This is a genomic window from Pedobacter glucosidilyticus, from assembly GCF_002483235.1.
GTDB classification, from domain to species: domain Bacteria; phylum Bacteroidota; class Bacteroidia; order Sphingobacteriales; family Sphingobacteriaceae; genus Pseudopedobacter; species Pseudopedobacter glucosidilyticum_B.
In genome coordinates, this window is sequence record NZ_DLHN01000010.1 from 1,544 (window position 1) to 2,851 (window position 1,308).

Here is a 1,308-nt window from a genome sequence, read left to right on the forward strand (position 1 = left end):
TATCCTTTCCTTTATCCGTACTGCTGGGTATATAAATATGCCTATTGTATGGTATTGCCCGTTGCTAGCTTGCCATCTACCTTCGTTATATAATGAAGAAAATTTATTTAATATCAATTTTAGCCTTGTTATGTGCAAGTTTAAATAGCCATGCCCAACTGGGTAAACTTAAAAGCATCATACCTGCTAAAAAAGAAACAACAGAAGCCAGTATCGTTCCAGATTCTGTAAGAGAAAAAAAGGGTGGGCAAAACCTCTGGAGTAAAGTAGTAGCTAAGGCAGCAAAGGCTGCCGGAAACTTAGCTGGTTCTATGATGGGCATGGTAGGCACCACTGCTGATTTAGAAAGTTTAGTGCCTGGCGCTTATTATATGTCTAATTTACATCCTACAAGTGTTGGTGTGGTTAGCCAGTCTTTTTTTGAAGGTTGGGAGCCAGGAGGAAACGCAGTGATGTTATCCTTCAGCTCTAAAAATAAAATGCAATTTAATAAAATAGAAGGTACTGTTAATGTAGATGGAAAATCTGCAAATTATGTAGCATTAGGAATTTATTCTTTGTTTTTTAAAGATAACAGCCCTAAAAGGGTAGAAGTAACAACAAATAGCGGTCAAACATCAGCCTTCACTATTCATCCTCCTAAGCAAAGTGTGAAATTACGCTCTATAAACGGACAAGTATCAAACATCTCTTTAGATTTAACTAAAGATGTAGTTTTGGAACTTGAAAATTTACCAGTTCAAGACCAAACGCAAATTGGAGTTACCATTGCGGCAAATACACTTGGGATAAAAACTTTTTATGAAGTTGGTTGGTTTGCTCCGGCATCTAAAATTACCATCCCTGCTGCCATGTTCCGTAATATGAATGGAGTTGCCAATAATCTTAATTTCACTGATTCTTATTTACAAGTTTCTAGAGCCTCTACCGATAAGGCTACAAATGTAAGCGGTGTATTCTCAGAAATGGAATATTTTAATATCGTGACTGACGGTAAATTTATTACCGTAACAGGCAAACCAGTTTTTAACAAAGGTTTAGTGGCTGCTGCAACAGAAAAATTCCCAAAAGGTGATGTCTCTTATGAGGTGAAGAAACCCAATGCCATTTTCAGCCCGAACTTATCGCGGATGAAAACGCTAGCATTTACATCTTTTGCCATACAGGGTAAAACCTCTTATTTTGATAGTAAAACTAAATATAGTGGAAACGATACTTATACTACTACCACTAAAACAGCACAATTCCCTCAATTTTCTGACGCAGCTTGGGATCATGTTTTAGATAAAATGTATACTGAAGTTGTTG

1 protein-coding gene is annotated in these 1,308 nt (G+C 36.8%); it reads left to right on the top strand.

From position 1 onward, the window contains the following. Positions 1–92: 92 nt before the first annotated feature. Positions 93–1,308, top strand: a 1,216-nt coding sequence (locus B2745_RS02345; protein ID WP_304063167.1) for a hypothetical protein, incomplete at its 3' end; no start/stop codon positions are given.